The 16,877-nt window shown below is 62.5% G+C and carries 12 protein-coding genes and 1 pseudogene; 3 read left to right on the forward strand and 10 right to left on the reverse strand.

Annotation, left to right across the window (positions count from 1 at the left end; translation table 11 throughout):
* Positions 1-131: 131 nt before the first annotated feature.
* From ACN9MX_RS11120 to ACN9MX_RS11135, 4 genes are all read right to left on the reverse strand, one after another.
* Positions 132-2,498 (reverse strand): TonB-dependent receptor, encoded by a 2,367-nt coding sequence (locus tag ACN9MX_RS11120; protein WP_426387005.1) that lies wholly within the window; start codon positions 2,496-2,498, stop codon positions 132-134.
* Between the two features lie 371 nt (positions 2,499-2,869).
* Entirely contained in the window at positions 2,870-3,808 is a 939-nt protein-coding gene (locus tag ACN9MX_RS11125) for a LysR substrate-binding domain-containing protein (RefSeq protein ID WP_426387006.1), read from the reverse strand.
* A 203-nt stretch (positions 3,809-4,011) separates the two neighbouring features.
* Complete coding sequence (locus tag ACN9MX_RS11130) at positions 4,012-5,079, reverse strand: amidohydrolase family protein (RefSeq protein WP_363739571.1); 1,068 nt, start codon at positions 5,077-5,079, stop codon at positions 4,012-4,014.
* Positions 5,080-5,347: 268 nt separating this feature from the next.
* On the reverse strand, positions 5,348-5,809 hold the full coding sequence (locus ACN9MX_RS11135; protein WP_426387008.1) for an acyl-CoA thioesterase: 462 nt from the start codon (positions 5,807-5,809) through the stop codon (positions 5,348-5,350).
* 423 nt (positions 5,810-6,232) lie between these two features.
* On the opposite strand from ACN9MX_RS11135, the gene ACN9MX_RS11140 reads away from it, so the two are divergent.
* From ACN9MX_RS11140 to ACN9MX_RS11150, 3 genes and pseudogenes are all read left to right on the forward strand, one after another.
* Positions 6,233-6,601: a cupin domain-containing protein gene (locus tag ACN9MX_RS11140; RefSeq protein ID WP_363827042.1), complete on the forward strand. Its 369-nt coding sequence runs from the start codon at positions 6,233-6,235 to the stop codon at positions 6,599-6,601.
* A pseudogene (locus ACN9MX_RS11145) lies at positions 6,598-6,774 on the forward strand (hypothetical protein); the annotation flags it as partial. The gene ACN9MX_RS11140 and the pseudogene ACN9MX_RS11145, both read left to right, overlap by 4 nt.
* Before the next feature lie 40 nt (positions 6,775-6,814).
* Positions 6,815-8,392: a penicillin acylase family protein gene (locus ACN9MX_RS11150; RefSeq protein ID WP_426387011.1), complete on the forward strand. Its 1,578-nt coding sequence runs from the start codon at positions 6,815-6,817 to the stop codon at positions 8,390-8,392.
* Between the two features lie 173 nt (positions 8,393-8,565).
* Here ACN9MX_RS11150 and ACN9MX_RS11155 read toward each other — a convergent pair whose 3' ends face one another.
* The 6 genes from ACN9MX_RS11155 to ACN9MX_RS11180 all read right to left on the reverse strand — a co-directional run bounded on the left by ACN9MX_RS11155 (position 8,566) and on the right by ACN9MX_RS11180 (position 16,517).
* Entirely contained in the window at positions 8,566-9,054 is a 489-nt protein-coding gene (locus ACN9MX_RS11155) for a DUF3237 domain-containing protein (protein WP_363739576.1), read from the reverse strand.
* An 87-nt stretch (positions 9,055-9,141) separates the two neighbouring features.
* A complete protein-coding gene (locus ACN9MX_RS11160; RefSeq protein WP_426387013.1) occupies positions 9,142-10,593 on the reverse strand; it encodes an NAD-dependent succinate-semialdehyde dehydrogenase in 1,452 nt (483 codons plus the stop codon).
* A complete protein-coding gene (locus ACN9MX_RS11165; protein ID WP_426387015.1) occupies positions 10,593-12,089 on the reverse strand; it encodes a carotenoid oxygenase family protein in 1,497 nt (498 codons plus the stop codon). Before ACN9MX_RS11165 ends, ACN9MX_RS11160 begins: the two co-directional genes overlap by 1 nt.
* 170 nt (positions 12,090-12,259) lie before the next feature.
* Complete coding sequence (gene gabT, locus ACN9MX_RS11170; protein ID WP_426387509.1) at positions 12,260-13,471, reverse strand: 4-aminobutyrate--2-oxoglutarate transaminase; 1,212 nt, start codon at positions 13,469-13,471, stop codon at positions 12,260-12,262.
* A 213-nt stretch (positions 13,472-13,684) separates the two neighbouring features.
* Entirely contained in the window at positions 13,685-15,112 is a 1,428-nt protein-coding gene (locus tag ACN9MX_RS11175; RefSeq protein ID WP_363739582.1) for an NAD-dependent succinate-semialdehyde dehydrogenase, read from the reverse strand.
* 43 nt (positions 15,113-15,155) lie between these two features.
* Positions 15,156-16,517 (reverse strand): MFS transporter, encoded by a 1,362-nt coding sequence (locus ACN9MX_RS11180; protein ID WP_363827057.1) that lies wholly within the window; start codon positions 16,515-16,517, stop codon positions 15,156-15,158.
* Positions 16,518-16,877 lie beyond the last annotated feature (360 nt).

Below are 16,877 nucleotides of genomic sequence, written 5' to 3' on the forward strand. Positions count from 1 at the left end.
CCCGTTCTCTATTTTAGAGCAGTTTCCGAACGATTGGAACCGATCGCTGCGCAAGGAATCCCGGAATGCAAGGAATCAAGAACAGCGGTCTAATTCAATCAGATCGAACCCTCTCTCAAGGCGCGTCTTATTCATAGTTCGTAGCGCAGCGAAATTCTCCAGGTGCGCGGACGGTTGTACGATTCATGCATGCAGCCGCAGAAGGTCGCCAGATCGAACCCGATCACGTTGACCCGCTTGTCGAAGATGTTGTCGAGCGAAGCAGCCGCGGTGAACTGGGGCGTGAGCTTCCACTCCACATTGGCGGCGGTCAGGATATAGCCCTTCGTGACTTCCCCGGTGAAGTTGCGCAGGTTGTTGAAGAACCGCCCGGTGTAGTTGGCATTTGCCGACAGCGAAATCGCATCGTTCGCAATGGGCGGCGTCCAGCTCACGATCGCCGAGAACTGCTCGCGGGGCGCGAAGGCAGGCTCGGTGTCCTTGACAATGGCCGGCGCGGTAGCCGTGGCAGGTGCGGTGACGACATCCTTCACCTTGGGCCTGAAGACGGACGCGCCAAGGTTGACCAGAAGCCGGTCCGTTGGCTTGATCTGGAGACTGCCTTCGATGCCGTAGTTGGTCGCCGGGCTGTTCGTGACCAGACCCGACGAGTTTACGAACAGGAACGCCTGGTAGTTCTTGTAGTCATAATAGAAGGCCGCGAGATTGGCGACGACTGCGCCATCCAGCAAGGTCGCCTTCACGCCCGCTTCGTAGGACCACAGCGTTTCGGGTCCGTAGGCCATCTGGGATTCGAGAAGCGGGAGGCTGCCGTCCTGGTACTTGGCGTTGTAGGCCCCGCCCTTCACGCCGCGATTGACGCCGACATAGACAAGGGTGTCGGAGTTCGGCCGATATTCGAGCTGGAGCTTGCCGGCCCACAGGTTGTTGCTCCGCTTGTTGCGATAGGGATCGAAGATCAGCGTGCCATCGGCCTTCTGATAGGCCGGCAGCGGAGCCAGTTCGACGCTGTCGATATAATAGTCGCGATCATTCTGGATCAGGGCCGAACGGTAGGAATAGCTTTGATGTTCAAAGATGATTCGTCCGCCGGCAACCAAAGTCAGCTGCGGAGCGAATTTCCATTCGACCTGGGAGAACAGCGAGAAGGACTGCGTCTTGAGCTGGTTGAAGTTGATCAGGTCCCCGCCGCCCGGAGGCAAGCCAAGGGGATTGACCAGGATCGAACCCTCGGGAACAAGGAAACCGCTGGCGTCCTTGGCATTGAGGTTCAGATAATAGGCGCCTGCACTCCAGTTCAGGCTGTCACTTTTCCCTGACAACCGGAGTTCCTGTGAAAACTGCTGGGTGTTTGCATCGCTGGCGACGCCCAGGAAGTTTACCGGCACCAGTGCGGTGTCAGTCAGGAACGACTTCTTCAACTGCTTCCAGTCGGTGATCAGGGCCACATCGACCGCACCGATCGACCCGTCGATGTGCAGGGCCGCGTTGTAGGTCTGCATCCGGTTGCGGTCGTCAAGCGCCATCGCCTGGGAGATGTAGTTGTTGTCGCGCGGCTGCTGAGTGGCGCCCAGAACCGGGTCCGTTTCGGGAAGCCTGATCGTATCGATCAACTGGCCGTCGCTGTTGAACACCGGCGCCGCGGGGAAGGACTTGTACGGGCTGGTCGACGCGATGCTGCGCAGGGCCGAACCCTGCACGCGGATCTTCCAGTCACCCGTTTCGTACTGGAGCTGCAACCGCCCGCCGAGGGTGTTGTCGTTCCAGGTGTTCTCGCAGCAGCGGGCAGGCACAGGACCGGGCGCGCTGTTTCCAACCGGATAGATGTTCTTGAAGATCGGATCCTGGCGATTGTACAGGATCGTGGCGCGGCCGGAGAAGCCATTGCCCAGCGGGCCGCCGATACCCGCTTCAAGGCGTGTCTGGTTGAACCGGCCATAGGTCGCGTTCGCGTTGATCGAAAGCTGGTCGGTCGGCTTGCGCGGAATGAAGTGGACCAGGCCGCCGGTGGCATTGCGTCCGAACAGGGTTCCCTGCGGCCCCTTCAGAATTTCCACGCGCTCAAGGTCGAAGGTGCCGAAGATCTGGCCGCTGAGGCTGCCGATATAGCCATCGTCGAAGTAGACCGCGACCGGGCCTTCGAGCACGTCGCTGAAGTCGTTCTGGGTGACGCCGCGGATGGTATATTGTGCGGTCTGGCCACCGAAATTGCCCGAAACGTGGACGCCCGGCGTAATGCGGCCAATGTCGATGCTGCTCGTCACGCCAAGCCGGGCCAGCTGCTCGCTCCCCAGGGCGGTGATCGAGATGCCGACATCCTGGAGACGCTGCTCACGATGCTGCGCCGTCACGACAATCTCGCCGGCGTCCATACCGCCTTCAGAGGCTTTCGACTGCGGGGCGGGATTTTCCTCTGCTTGTGCAACAGTAGGCAAGAGCACGAATATGGTTACAATTGATGCAGCAGACCTTAGTATGCTCTTCAATTTCAGAGACATATTACCCCCCAATTTTGTGACAAGTACGCGACTTTTCAAGATCTCCGCTCCCTTGTCTTCAGTCCATCTTCTTCATATAATTTTACATGGACTGAAAATGGCTCCCTTCGGGTGCAGAAAATTGATCGCACTCTCAGAATTTATGTAGTTATCTCGTGAGATCGGGTCGGGAAGCTATGGGTGAGTCAAAATTCGGTCAAGTGAGCAAGTTGGACATCTTTGTTTCGCTGGTGGTGCAATCCGATCAGGGCCGCCGCCTTTCCGAACGGTTTGCAGATAAGCTGTGGCCGGGTTAGGCGGGGGTGATTTGTTCGACGCGCGGATCGTTGCAAAGCGCGCCGACAGGCGGCCCTTGCCGCTTCCTTCGAGCCTCAGTTGCCGGATGCGGTGTCGCTGGATGCGACTTCCTCCTGAAGCCACCTGCGGAAGCGAAGCACGCTGGGAGAATTCCAGCGATCTTCTCGCGCAAGGATCGTGTATGCGCCGAAACGGATCGGACGAAAGCTGCCATTGGCGGGGATGATTTCCACCAGCCGTCCCGCTTCAATATCGTCGCGCAGCAGCCAGCGGTTCGCCAATGCCACGCCATGGCCCTGGCGTGCTGCCGCCAGCGTAAGGTGAGCGTGCCAGAGGCGCGACCCCCCGATCCGATCCGGCACTCTGACGTCATGACTCAGCAGCCAGTGCCGCCATTCCAAGTCGCTTTCCTCATGCAGGAGCGGCAGGGAAAGGAAATCCTCGGCACTGTCGATCGGCTTCAAGTTTGCGGCGCACGCGGGGCTTGCCACGGGGAAAACCGTGGGACGAACGAATTCGAAGCGCCGTACGGACTTGGGCAGTGCCGCTTCTTCCCATTCGCGCAAACAGCGGATGTCCGTATCGACCAGATTTCCCCGGAAATCGGGGCTATGGTCGGAGGGGCGGAAGTCGACGTCTATGTCGCTATTCTTGCTGATGAAATCGCCCAGGTGATCGCTCAGCCACAGGGACGCGAAGCCCGGAATGCACTCGATGCTGAGTTTAAGGTCGCCGCCCCTGCTCATCAACATGCTCGTCGCGCTGGCGATGGCCCCCAGGGCAGAGGAAATCTGCTCGTGATATGTGCTGCCCAGCTCGGTCAGCGAATAGCCCTTCGCATTTCTCGTCAAGAGTTGTGCGCCGACCCACGCATCCAGCGATCGTATGTGGCGGCTGACGACAGCATGGTCCACCGTCAGTTCTTTCGCGGCGCGGCGGATGCCATGCAGCCGACCAACGGCTTCGAAGGCTCGCAGCGCCGCCAGCGGCGGGTAGTCTTTCGGGTTGGCCACCAAACCTCCTTAATTCACCAGAACGACCTTTCGATTGCACGGCCCACCCCGGCTATAATGGACCGGCTATAATGGAGAAGTCACCAATGTGCCCGCGGCGTCTTTGCGCTGACCCCCTACCCAAACTCGGCTGGGAGAGGATCGGCGCCGGCCGGTCCGAACATCGTTGATGATATGGCTACGATGCAGGCAGCCGCTGACGGTCAGCGGGGCTTTATGTTGAACACGGTCTCCGCGTTTGTTTGGAAAAACTGGCGCTTTTCCTCAAAACCGATCGGCAAATTGTCCTGGACGCGCACCTCGTCCGCCACATACTGATATGGGTAGTCCATCGCGTACATGACGCGATCCGTACCCATGACCTTCTGGCAGTAGAGGATCGTGTCGGTCCACGGCATGCCACTGGTCGTCAACCAGAAATTCTCCTTGAGTACCTGGAGCGGGGAGCGGTCCAGCTTGATCGTGCCCTTGCGGCCGGCCGGTACCGAGGCCGTGTGCCAGAAGTCCATGCGGCGGATCCAGAAAGGCAGAGCCTCGCCAAGATGCCCCGCCACGACCCGCAGCCGGGGGAACCGATCGAACACGCCGGCAGTGATCAGTCGCGTCAGGTGCAGTCCGGTTTCGACGCCGAAGCCGAAGATCGCCGCTTCGAGCGCCCGGTCCAGAAAAGGCTGGATGAGCTGCTTCGAAGGCGTGTTGGGATGGATGTACAGCGGCACGTCCATCGCCTCGATCACTTCGAGGATCGGCCAGAAGTCCGCCTCGTCCAGATAGCGGCCCTGAACGTGCGAATTCACGATCACACCCTTGAACCCGTGCTTCGTGACGGCGCGCTCGACCTCCCGCACGGACTCGTGGACGGCTTGCGGCGCGATGGCAGCCAAGCCGACGTAACGGTCCGGATGCGCGGCTACAGCCTCCCCCAACTGGTCATTGGCATCGATCGCCATGGCCGCACCCTCGGCCGGCTCGAAGATCTGGACGCCGGGACATGTGATGCCGAGGATCTGCATATCGATGCCGGTAGCATCCATGTCGGCGATGCGGCGGTCGCCCAGATCCTGGATACGCTCCCGGAGCAGTCGCGCTCGCTCGCTGGGGCCACCATAGAAACCCCAGAGGCTGTAAAAGCCCGGATCGTCGATCGACCGATCCTCCATGATCTTCATGAAGCGGTCCATCAGCTCGGGCGGACAGAATGCTTCCTCGGTCGCGATGCGGAGGTAGCCGCGATCGCCGCCGGTGCGGAGCGGATAGTCTGTGTTTGTCATGCTGATCCTTCCTTTGATGCCGTTCGATCGGCCAGTGGGTTTAGGTTAACCCGTAATGTGCGGGGCGAATGGCGTGGCTACCGTTGCTCGTGCGCCGATCGGGTGCGTCGGAAGGGTTCCGCCCGGTCCCCTCATTGCAATGTCGCCCCCGGCGCCCCGGTGATCAGGTACGCGCCCATTCTGTACGTATCAGAAGCATGTATATTGAGTAATCAACAATCTCAAGCTGAATTGAAATTGCGTTCGAACAGTACTCCGCGTGTGGAACTCAGCGGGCTCGCATCATGCGCTCAACCACCTCCCTGGGTGCGGGGACACCACGGATGCGCTGCGTCTCCGGATCGCGCGCCGCCCAGACCCGCTTCTCGTAGCCCGCAACGGCCAGCACGCTACCGTGCAGCAGATCATGACGGATCTCGAAGCTCGATCTGCCCCACCCCGCCACGAAGCTCCTGATCGTGACGGTGTCACCGAATGTTGCGGGCAAATGGAAAGAAGCGTTGGTCGCGATCATCGGATAGCCGATCATGTCGAAACGCTCGAGCATTTCATGCTTCGGATAACCCGCCGCGGCGAAGAGATGGATCGTCGACTCGTTGAACATGTCGAAATACCGTGGATAGTATACGATCCCGGCGGGATCGCACTGTCCCCACTCGATGATGAACGAACGCTCAGCGAAGAATCCGACCTTTTCCGAGTCGAACTCCTTCATCTCCTGCCCAATCATCGATTCTCTTCCTCTCCACCCCGTCGGCGACGCAGCCGTGCCCCGACTTCCCTGGCAGTCTAGTCATTTTCATTGATCCGTCAATAAATTATGGTGGCCGCATTTAGTGTCGACACATGCTGGGTCTCCAAGCCTCCGGGAGCCGCGCTGTCCTTGGCCCTTCATAATGCAAGCGTGAGGATTGACAGTGCCTGACCAGCAAGAATAATGCTAAATCAATGAAATTTTGCAACACACCGGGTTCGCGGATAGCCCCTATACTCCGGCCGATCGCTGCATGGAGGATAGCAGCTCTGGTCCACCTGCCCGATCAGAGAAGGGTCTCTTGAGCATGTCGTCGGACAGAATCATGCACCGTCGAGCGGGACTGGCGACCCTGCTGATCGGCGCGCTTGTCGCTCACCACGCCTATGCGGAGACAACATGTCGATCATCCACTTTTCTATCAACGACTTCATCACGCAGCTGCCGGCTTTCGCACCCGTCCCGGCACCGATCGGCGAGCCGGTCTCGCAGGTCCGCGTGCGTTCGGAGTCGCCGGCCAGCGCGCCGACCAGCCGCACCGGCGTCTGGGAGTGCACCCAGGGCCGCTGGCAGCGGCAGATCCGCCAAGCCGAGTTCTGCGTCTTCCTGGAGGGACGCGCCAGGTTCACGCCCGCCGACGGCGGCGCCACGTTGGAAATCGGCACCGGTGAAGCCGTCTACTTCCCGGCGAACAGCCTGGGCGAGTGGGAGATACTGGAGGACAGCCGCAAGGTGTACCTGATTTTCGAGGAAGGCGCCGCCGCGTGACCCAATCGGGCGACAAGTCCGGCTCGGACAAGCTGAGCTTCTGGCTGGAGACCTGCGTCGACGATCTGACGCCCCGGCCGCCGCTGGACGGCGACCTCACCGTCGATGTCGCGATCCTCGGCAATGGCTTCTCGGGCCTGTGGACCGCCTATCATCTGCTGAAGCAGCAGCCGGACCTCGAGATCGCGATTATCGAGGCGGAGGTCTGTGGTTATGGGCAGCGCGCACGACCATGGATGGCTGCTGACGAATGCCGAGATCGACAACGCCGATACTTTCGTCGAAAAGCTCAACCCGGCCAACAAATATCAATATTGGTTCCAGAACCGCTGGCACGACATGCAGCGGCGGGTCGAAACGATCCGGGTGAAGGGCGGCAACGCCACCAAGCTGGAGATCGCCTACACCGTCCACGGTGTCGTGACCGACTGGGATCTGAAAAACGGGCGCGCCTTCAGCCGCAAGATCGCAGGCGACGCGTCCCGCCGACTGAGCACCTGGGCGGCAATGATCGACATGGGCCGGGCGCACGACATGAAGCAATTCGAGGCGGCGGTCTCTACGCTAACCTCGACCTTCGGGGTCTGCTACGGCGACGAGAAGGGGCAGATCGCCTTCTGGTCGGCAGGGCTCTACCCGCTGCGCGCGCCTGGCGTCGATCCTCGGCTACCCACTCCGGGAACCGGTGAGTTCGAGTGGACAGGATATGCCAAGCTCCAGCAGATGCCGCATGTGGTGAACCCCAAAAGCGGGGTCATCTACAGCTGGAATCCACTCCCCATGAGGACCTGGACAGCGGGCGAGAACGCCCGTTACGGCAAGACCGACCGCCAGCAGGTGGACCTCGACTTGCTGGCGCAGAAGGGTGGACGCATCACCCAGGCCGATATGCTGGCGCTCAATCGCGAGATCGCCTCTACCTTTGCCTCCACGCGGACCGGAGCAACGAAACCCGCCTACTTCATCCCCTATCTGAGGGCGGCGGCGCAGGGCGACGCGCGCCTCACCGAACTGGTGGAGCTGATGGCCGGCTGGAACGGTCTCTTCACGGATGCCGACGGGGATGGCCGTTACGACGATCCCGGTCTGGTGGCGTTCGAGGCCTGGCTGCCGATCGCGCAACAAGCATTGGTGGGCTCCGTCATCGGCGACTGGTGGCACCGGATCGACGACTACAAGCACATAAAGTACCGCACGAGCCTCCTTCTGCGGGTGATAGAGGGCAAGGATGCCGCCACGCCCGCGAAGTTCGACTTCCTGCAGGGACGGGATCGTGACGCGGTGTTGCGCTCGACGCTGACGACCACCTTGGCCAAGCTCCGCGCGGACTTCGGTCAAGGGCCCCTGCGCGGGCTTCGCCAGCCCGTCTACTACCGCTATTTCGACCCCTCGAAGAAGGAGTCAAGCCGGCCCACCGCGCCAGTTGACAGCTTTTTCGATCATGGTGACGTCGAGCTGCCCGCCGCGATGCGCGGACTCGCCCCGGCTTTCGTGCGGGACAATGGCGGCGACGAGTGGGTAGCCTTCATGGAGCTGGCCAAGGATCGGCGCGAGATGCTGAGCGTCGTGGACGCTGGCGGCCAAAACCTCTTCATCGATCCGCAAGGACGCGGCAATCCTCACCTCACCGATCAGATCCAGCGGCACGTCGATCTCGACCTGAAGGTAATCCCGCTCGATCAAGACAGCGTGCGCGCCGCGACCGAGGCCACGCAAACGCTCAACGTGCCTTCCCTCCCGATTGAGGCCGTGTCCCGGCCGCGCTCTCCCGCCCCAACCGGGGGACGCTGAAGTGGCCGCATCTCCTGCCGGTGGCGCGGCGGGAGAGCGCGGTCGAGTGCGGTATTCGCTTGTGAGGGATGTGGATTTCCGCGCGAGCGCGCGGTGAGCGACCTTCTTGGGCGCGTGATCGGCAGGATGCGCGATCGTCTCTACTTGTCGAGAGGCGTTCGCGTCACCGCCGCCTACTTGATCGCGTAGTAGCGGAATAGCGAGTGGTCGGGCTCGTCGTCCGGAGTGATCCGCGGCCGGCGCTGTCCCACGCCCACGATCACGGTGCGGTTCAGCCACTCGTGCGGACCATCGGGCGCACGGAAATAAGGCGTGCAGCGGAAATAGCGTGGGAGGGGCGGCCGTCCAGGCCGCTCCAACGGACCGTGTACGTAGCCAAGATTGCGTATGTAGATGCGCGCGCCGTCATCCGCCTCAATCATGTAGTGGGCGTTGAGCTCCACGACGCCATCGCTGCGGATCATCGGCCAGTCGGCGCCGCTATAGTCGACCAGACGCCCGTTCAGTAGGGGACCAAACACGATCCCGCCCTCGCCCACCGACGTGTAGCCGCAGTCGGGACCGCCAGGATGGATGGGACCCGTCGTCCATCGTCGATCGAAGTTGACGCGGATGTCGAACGCATGCTCGTACTGCAGCGCCAGATCGGGACCATCTAACATTCTCGTCTCCTCAGCATCCTGGCGCAACTTCTGTCGTCTCAGGGCCGGATCTGCGACCGAGCGACGCATCCGCAGGTCGTTCCAGGCTCAAGCGATACCGATGCAAAGATATTTGATCTCCAAATAATCGTCGATGCCGTGACGGGATCCTTCCCGTCCGAGGCCAGAGGCCTTCACGCCGCCGAACGGCGCCACTTCGGTGGATATGAGGCCCGTGTTGATGCCGACTATGCCGCTCTCCAGCGCCTCCGCCACGCGCCACGCACGGCTCATGTCGCGCGCATAGAAGTAGGCGGCAAGGCCGAACTCGGTCGCATTGGCTTTGGCGATGGCGTCGGACTCGTCCTCGAACCGGATAATAGGTGCGACGGGGCCGAAAGTCTCCTCGTTCAGGACGAGCATGCCGGCCTTGACGCCCTCGATTATGGTCGGCTGGAAATAGCGACCGCCCAAGGGATGAGCCTTGCCGCCGGTGACGATGCGAGCGCCCTTGGCGACGGCGTCATCGACATGCTGCTGGGCCTTGGCGACAGCAGCCTCGTCGATCAGCGGCCCAATCGTGGTCGCCTGATCCAGTCCATTTCCAACGACCAGTCCGTTCACCGCCTTCGCAAGCGCCTCTACGAAGCGGTCATGGATGCCCGCTTGCACATAGAGGCGGTTGGCGCATACGCATGTCTGTCCGGCGTTGCGGTACTTCGACGCGATCGCTCCCGCGACGGCGGCGTCCAGATCGGCATCGTCGAACACGATGAACGGCGCGTTCCCGCCGAGTTCCAACGACAATTTCTTGATCGTCGGCGCGCTCTGTTCGTAGAGCTTGGCGCCGATCTCGGTAGATCCCGTGAACGTCAGCTTCCGAACCACCGGGCTCGCGGTCAGCGCTCCGCCAATCGCGGCCGCACCGCCGGTGACCACGTTGATCACGCCGGCGGGCACGCCTGCCTCCTCGGCCAAAACGGCGAGCGCGAGGGCGGTGAAGGGCGTCTGGCTCGCCGGCTTCAGCACCGTCGTGCAACCCGCCGCCAGTGCCGGCGCCAACTTGCGGGTGATCATCGCGGCCGGGAAGTTCCACGGCGTGATCGCCGCGACGACGCCGATCGGCTGCTTTAGCACGACGATGCGCTTGTCAGGCATATGTCCAGGCACGACTTCGCCATAGATCCGCTTCGCCTCCTCGGCGAACCACTCGATGAAGCTCGCGGCATAGGCAATCTCGCCCTTCGCCTCCGCGAGCGGTTTGCCCTGTTCGCGCGTGAGGATGCGCGCCAGTACGTCCTGATGCGCCATGATGAGGTCGAACCATGCACGCAGAACCTGCGCCCGATCCTTGGCGGTGCGCGCTGCCCACGCCGGCATGGCCCGCTCGGCCGCGGCGATCGCCGCCTCGGTCTCCGCCGTGCCGAGCTTCGGCACACGGCCGACGATCTCGCCCGTCGCAGGGTCATCGACGGCGATCCCGTCGTCTCCAACCTCAATCCAGGTCCCGTCGATCAGGCAGGCCTCGCGGAGCAGATCATTTTCGCTGAAGCTTCTCATCAAATCCTCGGTTCAACGGTTGTTCGGTACGATCGGGCTGCGCCTGGGGTCTGACCCGGCACCCAGTTGCCGTGCAGACCCTGACGCATGCGGAACGGCAGGGCGATGGAGGCGACCGGACCTTGCGACAGGTTGAGCGCATCGAGCAGCAGCAGCCGCGATCCGTTCTCCGCCATCCGGTTCTCGATGCAGATGAGATAACCGTCCCCCTCCTCGGTCGATCCCGGACGCGGGACGAAGGCGGGCTCCTGGAGGGACGAGGTCGGGCCGACCCAGAATGTGTCCGTTTCGCCCGTCTCCAGGTCGATCCGGCCAAGCGTGTTCATCATGAAGCCGGCCGCGCTCCGACCGCCCGGCAGATCGATCGGCTTCGACAAATCCTGCGCGAGTTGCCAGCCGTAGCGGTTCTTCAATCCCGCGAAGCGATCGTCGATGCGGGGGAACTCCCCCGTCAGCTCCGCCAGGGGAGTCATCTGGATGTCTTCGCTGTTGGAACGCAGGTCAACGGTCCAGCGGGTCATCCGCGCCGCCGCGGCGACCGGGTCGAACGGCTCGCCGTCGGTGTCCGGAAAGAACGGGAACATATTGCCGCTCGCCATCGGCACGTCGAAATGCACCGTGGTGCCTTCATTGTGCGCGTTCATGACGTGGCTGGCGAAGCAGGTTGGCGCCGAGAACCAGCGGATGTCCTCGGCGCCACCGTTCCGTGGCAGGACGCCGAGGTGAACGGGGCGGCCGCGATCGAAGCCGAAATGCGGCAGGCCCGCCTCAAGCCGTTCCCAGGAGCCAACGATCGGCACGACGTGGAAAACAACATAATCCTCGGTGATGCCGAAGTCGTGCATCATGCAGTAATAGGGTATCTCGAACCAAACTTCGCGCATGATCTCCCCTTCCGGGCTGATCACGTAGAATACCATGTCGCGTGTGCACAGCCCCTTCGCGGCGTAACCAAAGGCAAGCATCTCGCCGGTGCGCGCATCGATCTTCGGATGCGCGGTGAAGGTCTCCGACGTCATACTGCCCCCGAAGGTGTATTTGGGGTCGATCGTCTCCAGCGTCTCCGGGTCCATCCACACCGGCGGACTGTCCTCCTTGAGCGCGAGCAGCTTGCCGGCATGGACGACCACATTGGTGTTCGCCGTTCCGCGCACTTGGCCCTTCACGCTCCCGTCGTCGGTCAGCGGATTGCGATAGGCGCCGAAAAGCGCGTGCCCGGCCTCCCGTTCCAGTCGGAACTTGTCGGTGCGCGCCCAGCGTTGCTGCAAAGAGACCTCGCCATCCTTGAAGCGGAACCGCGTGACCATGCCGTCGCCGTTGAACCAGATGTCGTTTCCGGCGAGTGGCGGGTACTGCGGATCGGGCGCGACGCGGTAGAAGCTGCCGTCGAGGTCCGCCGGAATGACACCCGCGACCACCGGGAGGTTGCGCACTTCGGCCTCGACGCCGGAAGGGGCGAAGAAGCCGGTGAAACTGGGCGTGTCCGGGAATTTCATACCGTGCCTCGTCGAGATGATGATGATATATTCGGCGGCGCCGCAGGGCCGCCGAATGTGGCGACGCGATTCAGCGCGACATCATTGTTTAGTCAACGACATTACACTTCGAGGATCTCGGGTCAAGCGCTCTCGGATCGGCAGGCCACTTGCCGAGCCGCTGCGCCAGGTCACAGCCCGAAACCAGCCACCGCTGTCAGCGAGCGCTCGATAATATCGAGCCCTTCCCCAATTATCGCGTCCGAAGCGGTGAGCGGCACCAGGATCCGGATCGTCTCCCCCTTCGCTCCACAAGACAAGACGATCAAGCCCTCCTCAAGCGCCGCCGCGCAGACCGCCTTGGCAGCGGTGCCGTCGGGCACGCCGTCTGTTCCCAGCACGTCGAAGCCGATCATCGCGCCAAGGCCACGGAGGTTCGCGACCGGCAGCCCGGCGTCGCGATATCCCTCGATGCGCTTCCGCAGTGCCGCTCCAATGATCTCCGCACGGGCGTTGAGCCCTTCCTCCTCGATTACGTCAAGCACGGCGAGCGCCGCCGCGCAGCTCACCGGCGACCCGCCATAGGTCCCGCCGAGTCCGCCCGGATCCAGCGCGTCCATGATCTCGGCGCGACCGATCACCCCCGCCAGCGGGAAACCGCCGGCGAGCGGCTTGGCCACGCAGACGAGGTCGGGTTCGACGTGGCTGTGCTCGATGCCGAACATCCTGCCCGTACGGGCGAAACCCGACTGGACCTCGTCGGAGATGAGGAGGATACCGTGCTCGTCGCAGATCCGGCGCAGGGCCTGGAGCAGTTCGGTTGGAGCGACATGGAAGCCGCCCTCGCCCTGGACGGGCTCGATGATGATGGCGGCGATCCTTTCCGCCTCGACATCCGCGGCAAATAGTCCGGCGAGCGCGTCCAGACTGCGCCGCACGGTGGCGTCCCCGATCTGGGTCGGGAACGGCAGGTGAAAGATTTCGCCAGGCATGGGGCCGAAGCGTCGCTTGTACGGCGCAACCTTTCCGGTCATGGCCGACGCCAGCAGCGTGCGTCCATGGAAGCCGCCACTGAAGGCGATGACCCCGGATCGGCCGGTCGCCGCGCGAGCGATCTTCACCGCGTTCTCGGTCGCTTCCGCGCCGGTCGTCAGGAGGATCGTTTTTGCGTCGGCGCTGAACGGCGCCGCAGCGTTCAGTCGCTCGCACAATTCGATATACGGCTCGTATGCGGCCACCTGGAAGGCGGTGTGCGAGAATCGCGCGAGTTGCGCCTGGACGGCAGCGGTGACCTTCGGATGGAGATGTCCAGTGTTAAGTACGGCGATGCCTCCAGCGAAGTCGATGAACCTGCGCCCTTCGACATCCCAGAGCTGGGCGTTCTCGGCCCGATCCGCGTAGATCGCGGTGGACGATGCGCGCCTTCGTCATCAAATTTCTCCCCTTCTTGATGTCCCCCGACTCCAGGGAGTCGGACCTCCGATGCACATATTAATTGATTTATCATCATAATGAAATATGCGCGGCGTGCAAAGTGCCTACTGAAGAATCCTGCGTTTTTCTGAACGTCGAACGATTCTCAATTGGCCAATCATTGATTTAGCCCGTGCGCCGGACTACTCCTCGTGGATGGCCTTCGTGACGAGGCAGGCGTCAACGCCTTCCAGGCCGTCCTCATGGCCGTGGCCCGACCATTTGACGCCGCCGAACGGGGCATCCGCCCCGCCGATCTTGCTGGTGTTGATGCCCAGCATGCCGGTCTCAATCTCACGCGACAGCCGGCGCTGCCGATTGGCGTCGTCGGTCCACAGATAGGCGGCCAGCCCATAGGGTAGCCGATTGGCCTCCGCGACCATCTCGTCCTCCGACCCGTAGGCGTTGCAGATGGCTACAGGTCCGAAGGGCTCCGTGTTCATGATGTCGGCGTCCAGCGGAACATCCGTGATGACGGTCGGTTGGAAGAAGAAGCCCCGATTTCCGATCCGCTCCCCGCCGGCCCGAACCTGGGCGCCACGCGCCTTGGCGTCACCGATCAACTGGTCCATGGCGTCCAGCCGGCGCGCGTTCGCCATCGGACCCATCTGGCTGTCGGAATCGGCGCCGTTGCCGACCTTCAGTGCGGCGGCGCGACCGGCGAAGCCGTCGACGAACTCGTCGTAAATGGCGTCCTCGATAATGAAGCGCGTCGGTGCGACGCACACCTGGCCGGCGTTGCGGAACTTGTGGGCGACCACCGTGTCCAGCACCTTCTCCACCTTCGCGTCCTTGAACACGAGCACCGCGCCGTGGCCGCCGAGTTCCATGGTGGTCCGCTTGAAATCATCGGCCGCAAGCTTGAGGAGATGCTTTCCAACCTGAGTCGATCCGGTGAAGGAGAGCTTGCGCACAATAGGCGATGCCAGAAGATGGCGTGACACCTCGTCCGGGATGCCGAATACTGCCTGCGCAACGTCCTTTGGCAGTCCGGCTTCGAGCAGGGACTCCAGCACGAGGATTGCCGAGGCCGGCGCCTCCTCCGCCGACTTGAGGATCACCGAGCAGCCCGCAGCGATGGGCGCGCCCAGTTTGCGCCCGGGATTGTTGATGGGAAAGTTCCATGGGCTAAACGCGACTACGGGGCCAATGGGCTCCTTCGTCACGATCGAACGTGAGCCCGCTGGCCGCACGAGCGAACGCCCGTAAAGCCGGTGACACTCGCCCGCGTAAAACCGGAACAGGTTCACGTTCATCGCTACTTCGGTTCTGGCTTCGGCCAGAGTCTTGCCCTGCTCGGCCGTCGCGACCCGCGCGATGTCTTCGGCCCGCGCGGCCATGATCGAAGCGGCGCCCAGCAGAACCGCGGCGCGCTGCTCCGGCGTCGACTTCCGCCATGTCGCGAAGCCACGCGCCGCAGCGTCAAGTGCCCGGTCCAGGTCGGCGGCGTCCGCCAGGGGCAGTTCGCCCAGTCGCTCCAGCGTCGCGGGATTGATGACAGTGTGCGTGCGACGATGGCCGACGGGAATCCGCTCGCCGTCGATGATCATGCAAAGTTCAGGATAGGCCATTATCGTCCCTTGTTGCTGAAATGATGGACCGCCGCTCGCTCGCTCAATGCAGACCTGCTGGCCGTGCGACGTCAGCTACAGCCTGCGGCGTGCCGCGCATGAACAGGAACAGCATCGCGACGATGAGCGGGGGTATGGAAATCGTGGTCATGGTCATCGGGAGCGACCAGTTGTAGGTGAGCGCGGCGCCGCCCAGCAGGGGCGCGACAATGCCGCCGATCCGTCCGACCCCTCCGGCCCAGCCGATCCCGGTGCTCTTCATCTCGGGCGGATATATCTGGGCCATGAGCATGTTCAGTCCGGACTGTCCCCCGGCGGAGAAGAAGCTCCAGACAACCAGCACGAGCACGAAAAACGGGCTGTCGAATGGCACCTGTCCGATGGCGAAAATCGACACCGCCAGAGCACCGTAGAATAGCGGTATGAGGCGGCCCGCACCGAACCAGTCCATGAGGCGGCCGACGCTCAGCGTGCCCATGACGCCTCCGAAGAAGCCGATAGCAGCCACAACCGCGAAACGCTGCAGCGACACCCCCGCCATCTCGCGGAAAAAGGACGGCAGCCAAGCGTAGAGCAGGGCGATGTTGCCCATGCTGAAGAAGCAGCAGATCCAGATGATCGTGGTCGCACGTGCCCGGCCGCCCCGGAAGATTTCGAAGACGCCGGACCTCTCGCGGGGCAGCCGTTCCGGCAGCACGAACCGCTCGTCACCGCTCAGATCCAGTCTGGGATCGATGCGCCGCACCAACCGTTTCAGATCACTTCCCGCGCCTGTTCGACGAGGCTGGGCGACGGCGGAGTCAACCAGGAAAACAGCCATCAGCGGAGTGAGCAGGAGCGGAAGCGCTCCGCCCACCCAGAAGGCAGCCTGCCAACCGTAGACCGGAATCAGGAACGCCGCTCCGGCGCCGGCCGCGTTGCCAGCCGAGTAGCCCACCATCGCGACCCCAATCACTGTGCTCCGCAGCCGTCGAGGCGCGAACTCGGAAATGAGGGCAGCCCCCATCGGCACGGTACCGGCGAGAGAAATGCCGGCCAGGCCCCTGAGCACGGCGATCTGCATAATGTTGTGCGCCAGGGACGTCGCAAGCGTGATGAGGCCAAAGACGAGCAGCGACCAGACGAGAGCACGCTTCCTTCCGAAGCGATCAGCCAGCGGGCTGACAACGAAAGAGCCGATCGTGAGTCCGATTTGCTGCAGGAGGAAGACGATCGTCATGGCAGCGGGTTTCACACCTACACCCTCTGCGACGGCCGGAGCTATCTTCCCGAGCATGAAGATGTCGTATCCATCGACGAACATCGCCGCGACGACGAGGATAAGGACGGAAATCTGTGTCCGGCCGAAGGGCTGGTTGTCCAGCACCGCGGCGAGATTCACCTCCCGGCGCCCACTACCTTCCATGCCCTGCCCCCTTTCAAGCGGTCAATCAGCACGCCGCCACGAGCAGCGCCCGACAGTCGACAACGGCATCGCGCAGCAAGTGAGATCGGCCTTGCCTCTCCTTGCCTAATATTTGATAGATCAATGATACGAGCAGTGCAACGACTTTTGCACTCGCCTAGTTTATAGCTGCCCTTCCAACTGTGGCCCAGAGCATATAGAGGACAGGTTCCCGCAACGCTCGCCAGTCCATCGGAGCGCCGGTTCGGAACGCTCCAGCACAGAAATCCATGATGAGTCATGAAGTATCTTGAGTTCCTGGCGTCCTGATCATATACCGCATCCTTCTGCCCTGAGGCTCCGGCGGCATCGACATTGCGG

Origin of the sequence: Sphingobium sp. R-21 (genome assembly GCF_049913335.1) — a bacterium.
GTDB lineage: Bacteria > Pseudomonadota > Alphaproteobacteria > Sphingomonadales > Sphingomonadaceae > Sphingobium.

Excerpts from the sequence above, each read along its gene's own strand:
- ACN9MX_RS11120 (WP_426387005.1), bottom strand. The coding sequence starts at position 2,498 with ATGTCTCTGAAATTGAAGAGCATACTAAGGTCTGCTGCATCAATTGTA.
- ACN9MX_RS11130 (WP_363739571.1), bottom strand. The coding sequence starts at position 5,079 with ATGACAAACACAGACTATCCGCTCCGCACCGGCGGCGATCGCGGCTAC.
- ACN9MX_RS11135 (WP_426387008.1), bottom strand. The coding sequence starts at position 5,809 with ATGATTGGGCAGGAGATGAAGGAGTTCGACTCGGAAAAGGTCGGATTC.
- ACN9MX_RS11140 (WP_363827042.1), top strand. The coding sequence starts at position 6,233 with ATGTCGATCATCCACTTTTCTATCAACGACTTCATCACGCAGCTGCCG.
- ACN9MX_RS11150 (WP_426387011.1), top strand. The coding sequence starts at position 6,815 with ATGGGCAGCGCGCACGACCATGGATGGCTGCTGACGAATGCCGAGATC.
- ACN9MX_RS11155 (WP_363739576.1), bottom strand. The coding sequence starts at position 9,054 with ATGTTAGATGGTCCCGATCTGGCGCTGCAGTACGAGCATGCGTTCGAC.
- ACN9MX_RS11160 (WP_426387013.1), bottom strand. The coding sequence starts at position 10,593 with ATGAGAAGCTTCAGCGAAAATGATCTGCTCCGCGAGGCCTGCCTGATC.
- ACN9MX_RS11165 (WP_426387015.1), bottom strand. The coding sequence starts at position 12,089 with ATGAAATTCCCGGACACGCCCAGTTTCACCGGCTTCTTCGCCCCTTCC.
- ACN9MX_RS11175 (WP_363739582.1), bottom strand. The coding sequence starts at position 15,112 with ATGGCCTATCCTGAACTTTGCATGATCATCGACGGCGAGCGGATTCCC.
- ACN9MX_RS11180 (WP_363827057.1), bottom strand. The coding sequence starts at position 16,517 with ATGGAAGGTAGTGGGCGCCGGGAGGTGAATCTCGCCGCGGTGCTGGAC.